The 6,216-nt window shown below is 65.9% G+C and carries 3 protein-coding genes and 3 pseudogenes; all 6 read right to left on the reverse strand.

Annotated features, from left to right (window positions below; all coding sequences use genetic code 11):
- Positions 1-240 (reverse strand): annotated as a pseudogene (locus tag ACEN88_RS22315) (23S rRNA pseudouridylate synthase B); the annotation flags it as partial.
- A gap of 114 nt (positions 241-354) precedes the next feature.
- A pseudogene (gene scpB, locus ACEN88_RS22320) lies at positions 355-948 on the reverse strand (SMC-Scp complex subunit ScpB); the annotation flags it as partial.
- A 379-nt stretch (positions 949-1,327) separates the two neighbouring features.
- Complete coding sequence (locus tag ACEN88_RS22325) at positions 1,328-2,380, reverse strand: glucokinase (RefSeq protein ID WP_413343132.1); 1,053 nt, start codon at positions 2,378-2,380, stop codon at positions 1,328-1,330.
- Between the two features lie 224 nt (positions 2,381-2,604).
- Entirely contained in the window at positions 2,605-3,558 is a 954-nt protein-coding gene (locus tag ACEN88_RS22330) for a DedA family protein/thiosulfate sulfurtransferase GlpE (protein WP_413343133.1), read from the reverse strand.
- A 119-nt stretch (positions 3,559-3,677) separates the two neighbouring features.
- Complete coding sequence (locus tag ACEN88_RS22335) at positions 3,678-5,354, reverse strand: ABC transporter ATP-binding protein (protein WP_413343135.1); 1,677 nt, start codon at positions 5,352-5,354, stop codon at positions 3,678-3,680.
- Positions 5,351-6,127: pseudogene (locus tag ACEN88_RS22340) on the reverse strand (ABC transporter permease); the annotation flags it as partial. The gene ACEN88_RS22335 and the pseudogene ACEN88_RS22340, both read right to left, overlap by 4 nt.
- Positions 6,128-6,216: the final 89 nt, after the last annotated feature.

The raw sequence follows: 6,216 nt of genomic DNA on the forward strand, positions 1-6,216 counted from the left end.
TTCTTCCATGTCGCGGCGCGAACCGAGGCCCGCTTCCGCCAACACCTTGTGCAGCTTCGGTGCGTCGTCCTCGGCCGCCTTCTGGGCCGCGGTCTTGCGCGTGCGTTTCGGTTTTTCCACGGCCTCCGGCTGCGCGCCTTCCGGTGCGGGCGCGGGTGCGGCCTCCGCCTTCGGCTTGGTGCGACGCTTCGGCTTGGCGGCCGTCTCCTGTCCTGCCTCGGCAGGGATCGTCTCGTTCATGTCAGTTGGATTCATCATTCATTTCTTGGTTTTGCTGACCTGGCGCGACGATCAGTCGTTGGACGCGAGCGCTTGGTCGTGTATCGGGACTTCAACGGGTGAAGTGTCGTCAAATTGTTGCAGGGCCGCTTCCAGTGCTTCCAGGCTGCGCCCGGCGCCGATGTCGGCCACCTGCTGCAGCGGCGGCAACTGGGACAGCGCGGCGAGCCCCAGGTCGTCGAGAAACTGCTTCGTCGTTCCCAGCAGCGCGGGGCGCCCGGGCACTTCGCGGTGGCCCACCACGTCGATCCAGCCGCGGTCTTCCAGCATCTTGATCGTCTGCGAATTCACCGCCACACCGCGGATTTCCTCGATGTCGCCACGCGTCACCGGCTGGCGGTAGGCGATGATCGCCAGGGTTTCCAGGGTCGCGCGCGAATATTTCGGCGGTTTTTCCGGCGCGATCCGGTCCAGGTAAGGCTTCATTTCCGGGCGGCTCTGGAAACGCCAGCCCGATGCCAGGCTGACGATCTCGATGCCGCGATCCTGCCAATCCTGGCGCAATTCTTCGAGCAGGATCTTGATCGTATCCGACCCGACGCCGGCGCCCAGCGGCTGGCCGTCCTTGTCCACGTCGACGAAGAGCTTCTTCATGGCGTGGATCGTCATCGGCTCGCGCGCGCACAGCAAGGCGGTCTCGAGGACCTTCTTGGCCTCATCAGTGTTCATAACGATGTCGTCAGCGGAGTGTGCAACTCTGGATGCTAAGAATCATCAAACATAACCCGCTCCATCAGCTGCGCGGCAGCCGCCAGACTGAGACTCATGCTTTGAAACGGGGTTCCATCGCCCGGATTGGCGTACCGGACGGGATACCGTGAGGGTTTGCGCCCTGGCACGGGGCGGCTCACCGGAAAGTGGACCGCAAACGGTTGATTTTCAAGAGAAACGGGGCTACCGGCACCATCGGGAGACTGGGCTCTGGAGGCGAGGCTCCTGGCGCCGGGCTAAGCGAACGACATCGTTTCTTCCAACTGACAGTCATTGTACCCGATAAAACCGGGAAAAGAACATTGCCATGCATCGGAAGCGACGCCGCGGACGCGGATCACACGCCCGGATGGTCCGCGAGGATTGCCGAAACGCCCACGAAAGCGGGGTAGTTGGCCGTGATCACATAGGTGGGCACCTGCGCCAGGTAGCCCGCGAAGCGGCCCTTCTGCTCGAAGCGGGCGCGGAAGCACGAGGCGGCGAAGCGCTCGCCCAGGCGCGGCACGATGCCGCCGCCGATGTAGACGCCGCCCTGGGCGCCCAGCGTGACGGCCAGGTTGCCGGCGATGGTGCCCAGCATGCCGCAGAAGACCTCGATGACCTCGTCGCACACGACGCAGGTGCCGGCCAGGCCGCGGCGCGTGATCTCGGGCGCATCCAGTGCCGCCACCGCGCCGCCGCGCAGGTTCGCCAGCGCGCGGTAGATCAGTTCCAGGCCGGAACCGGACAGGAAGCGCTCGGCCGACACGTGTTCGAATTCGCGCCAGGCGAATTGCAGGATGGCGACTTCGGTCTCGTTGGCCGGGGAAAACGTCACATGGCCGCCTTCGCTGCGCAGTGCCGTCCAGACCGGCTTGGCGCCAGCCGGCAGGTTTTCCGCAGGCACCAGGCCGGATACGCCCAGACCCGTCCCCGCTCCCAGCAGGCCGATCGAGCTGCCCGCGACGGGCGCGCCGCCGCCGACCTGGCGCTTCTCGCCGTCCGCCAGGTGCGGCAGCGCCATCGCCAGCGCGTAGAAATCGTTGACGACGGCCAGTGCGTCGAATCCGCACTCGCGGCGCAGCGCCTCGATCGAGAATTCCCAGTGATGATTGGTCATGCGCACGAAGTCGCCGACGATCGGATTCGCAATCGCGATCGCCCCATGGCGGACGGCGCCCACGGCGGCCACGTGCGGCAGCGCGAGGTAGGCCCGTAGCGCGTCGGCGAGGGTCGCGTACGCGGCGCACGGCAGGACTTCGATCAGCCCGACCGTGCCGGGTCCGGTTTCCAGCGCGAAGCGAGCATTGGTCCCGCCGATGTCGGCCAGCAGGCGCGGGCTCGCGTATCGGGCGCTGTCGAGGCGCGGTTCGGTGGACGGATCGACGATGGCAACGGGCGAAACGATCATGGCAGGCCGTAAGAAACAGATTCCTCGAAGCTTAAGGATTTCTTGGCTGCAGCGCAAGCTTTTATTGTAGTTTAGATACATCCGACCCAACACCCGGGCGAATTTGCGTAAAACCCCTGTGTAGCAACGAGTAGTCCAGCTACCAATGCGCGGGATTTATCGAACGCATGAGCGAGCGCCGGCGCGCCGGGCCGGTGCCGCGTGATCGGTCAATGGATGATTGCTCAGCCGTGCTTGGGCTTGAGCTCGGCGTCGGCCTGGGCGGCCGCGCAATGGTCGTTCCACGCATCCAGGCCGCCGTGCAGCGGACGGGCGCGATGAAAACCGTTCTTGACGAATTCCTTCGCCACCTGCGCCGCCGTGACGTCGTTCGGGCAGGAGCAATAGATGACGATGTGGCGGTCCTTGTCGAGCGTGGCCATCAGGCGCTCCGGCACGTTGTCGCCATAGACCAGTGCGCCGGGAATGCCTGCTTCCAGCTGGCGCGCGGTGGCGCCGCGGGCGTCGACGATCAGCGGATCGTGTCCCGCCTCGACCAGGTCCTTGAGCTCGTCCATCGTGATGCGCGGCAGGTTGGCCCCGCCGAGGTTGCGCTTGCGCTCGATGTACTTGAACGACACGAACAGCACGAGCAGGAAGCCGACGACCATCAACGCCGTGCTGCCCAGGGTCTCGAACCATGCGATGACGTCGTCCACGCTGTTGTGAAACCAGGCACCGAGGCCCATGCCCACGCCGCTCCACAGCAGGCCGCCGGCGACGGACAGCCAGACGAACTGCGGCGTCGTCGTGCCCATGGCGCCCGCGAGCGGCGGCGCGATCGTGTTGAAGCCGGGAATGAACTTGGCGACGACGAGGGATTTCGCGCCCCAGCGGCTGAAATTGTCCTCGGTCTGGCTGACGCAGGAATCGGGCGACAGCGAAATCTTGCACAGCAGGCGCAGGATGCGCTTGCCGTAGTAGCGGCCGGCGCGGAACCAGAAGTAATCGCTGATGAGGCAAGCCAGCACGGCCGCGGCCAGGTACAGCGGCCAGTTGGCCCCGCCGTCGACGGCCAGCGCACCGGCGATGATCAGCACCGGAAACGCGGGAATGGGCAGTCCGATCTGTTCGAGCAGGACGATGCCGAACACGATGAGGACGCCGTAGACGTGAATCAGGTGGGAGAGCTGGGCCATCCTGGTATGGTAGCGGAAAACCGGCACCGGCGTGGCGAAAGCGGCAACGCGCGCAGCCCGCGCGCAACACCTAAAATTCGGGGTCAGAAAATTCGGGGTCAGAGCCTGACCCCGAATTTTCAGGCGCCGCGCGGTATGGCGGCCAGCAATTGCTGCGTGTACGGATGCTGCGGATTGCGGTAGAGCTCGTCCGCATCGGCCATCTCGACGACGCTGCCGTGGTGCATCACCATCACGCGGTCCGAGATGTACTTCACCACGGACAGATCGTGCGAGATGAAGATGTAGCTCATCCCGTACTCGTCCTGCAGGTCCTGCAGCAGGTTCAGCACCTGCGCCTGCACCGACACGTCGAGCGCGGACACGGATTCGTCGCACACGAGGATCTCCGGCTTCATCGTCAGGCAGCGCGCGATGGCGATGCGTTGCCGCTGGCCGCCGGAGAATTCGTGCGGATAGCGGTCGAATGCCTGCGCCGGGAGGCCCACTCTCTGCAGTAGATGGCGCGCATGTTCCGTACGCTCCGCATCGTTCGCGCCGATGCGGTGGATGCGCATCGGCTCCAGCAGGATCTGGCCGACGGTGAAGCGCGGGTTCAGCGACGCGTACGGATTCTGGAACACGATCTGGATGCGCCGCTTGTACGCCTGGAACTCGGCATCGCTCATCGCGACGAGGTCGCGGCCGTCGAACAGCGCGCTGCCGCCGGTCGCGCGGTGCAGGCGCAGCAGCGTGAGGCCGACCGTCGTCTTGCCCGATCCCGATTCGCCCACGACGCCCAGCGTCTTGCCGCGCGGGAGCGTGAACGACACGTCCTTCACGGCCTGGAATGCGCGCTTGCCGAACAGGCCTTCGCGCAGATAAAAGGTCTTGGCGAGATTGTTTACGACGAGGATATTATCGTCGCCCGGCGCATAGCCGCGCGTGCGCTGGGGCAGCGTGTCGCCGGGCTGGGCGCGTCCGCTCAGGTAGTCGTCGATGACGGGCAGCCGCACGGGCCGCGCATCCAGCGGCGGGCGGCAGTGCAGCAGCGCGCGCGTGTACGCATCGCGCGGGTCGCCCAGCACCTGCGTGGCAAGCCCCTCTTCCCGCACCTCGCCGTGGCGCATGACGATCACGCGGTCCGCGATCTCGCCCACCAGGCCCAGGTCGTGCGTGATGAACAGCACGGCCATGCGGCGGCGTTGCTGCAGGGTCGCGATCAGTTCCATGATCTGCTTCTGGATCGTCACGTCCAGTGCCGTCGTCGGTTCGTCCGCGATCAGCAGCTTCGGTTCGCACGCGATGGCCATCGCGATCATCACGCGCTGCTGCTGGCCGCCCGACATCTGGCTCGGGTAGGCGTCGATCTTGTGTGCCGGATCGGGAATGCCCACTTCCTCCAACAGTTCGAGCGTGCGGGCGCGCGCCTGGCGCTTGTCCATGCCGAGGTGCAGGCGCAGCACTTCACCGATCTGGAAACCGACCGTGAACACGGGATTCAGCGACGACATCGGTTCCTGGAAGATCATCGCGATGTCCTTGCCGCACAGGCGCCGGCGTTCCGCGACCGGCAGGCCGAGCAGCTCGCGGCCCTCGAAGCGGATCGACGAGCCGGGGTGGATGATCGTCGTCTCCGGCGGCAGCAGCCCCATCACGGCGAGCGAGCTGACGGACTTGCCGCTGCCCGATTCGCCGACCAGCGCGACGGTCGCATCGAGCGGCAGGCTGAACGAGATGCCCTTCACGGCCTCGAACGTGTTCTTTTTATCGGTCCGGAAGGACACACGCAGATTGTGGACGTCGAGCAGGTTCATTTCAATTTCGGATCCAGCGCATCGCGCAGCGAATCGGCGAACAGCGAGAACGCCGTGACCAGGATGGCCATGGCGCTGGCGGCCGCCGTCAGTTGCCACCATTTGCCGAGGATGAGCTCATTCTGCGCCTCGTTCAGCATGCTGCCCCACGAGACGACGCCCACCGGCACGCCGAAGCCGAGGAACGACAGGATCACTTCGGCCTTGATGAAGCCGACGACGAGGATCGACATCTGCACGAGCGCCACGTGCGACACGTTCGGGAAGATGTGCACGAACATCTTGCGCCAGCCGGACGCGCCGATCGCGTCGGCCGCCATCACGTATTCCCGCGCCTTGTGCTTGATGTACTCGGCGCGGATCAGGCGGTACGGCCCCGTCCAGCCGGTGAGGCCGAGGATCAGCACGATCGTCAGCACGCCCTTCGTCTGCAGCACGGCGGCCACGGTGAGGATCATCAGGATCGAGGGGATCGCCGTGAACACGTTGTAGAACCAGTTGAACGAATCGTCGACGAGCCCGCCGTAGAAGCCGGACAGCGCGCCGAACAACGTGCCCAGCGCGACGGCGACGAACGCGGCGACGAGGCCCACGACGATCGACGTCTGCCCGCCCTTGATCGTCTTCCGGACGATGTCGTGGCCCCATTTGTCGGCGCCGAACGGCAGCGTGGTGCGTTTGGCCGCATGCGCGGCATGGCCCTGGCGTGCCAGTTGCGCCCGCAGCTCGGCGATGTCGCCCGCGAGCGGATCGAACGCATTCGGCGGCGCCGGCCGCGGCGGCTGCGCGGGCGGCTATGCGGGCCTATCCCTCTACCCCCGCCAGACCCCACGACGCCGCTTCACCCAGCGGCACGGGGAAC

Source organism: Massilia sp. CT11-108 (genome assembly GCF_047302915.1).
Classification (GTDB): Bacteria; Pseudomonadota; Gammaproteobacteria; order Burkholderiales; family Burkholderiaceae_D; genus Telluria; species Telluria orientalis.

What these genes read in the sequence shown, in the direction of transcription:
- ACEN88_RS22330 (WP_413343133.1), bottom strand. Translation starts at nt 3,558, where the DNA reads ATGGCCCAGCTCTCCCACCTGATTCACGTCTACGGCGTCCTCATCGTG.
- ACEN88_RS22325 (WP_413343132.1), bottom strand. Translation starts at nt 2,380, where the DNA reads ATGATCGTTTCGCCCGTTGCCATCGTCGATCCGTCCACCGAACCGCGC.
- ACEN88_RS22335 (WP_413343135.1), bottom strand. Translation starts at nt 5,354, where the DNA reads ATGAACCTGCTCGACGTCCACAATCTGCGTGTGTCCTTCCGGACCGAT.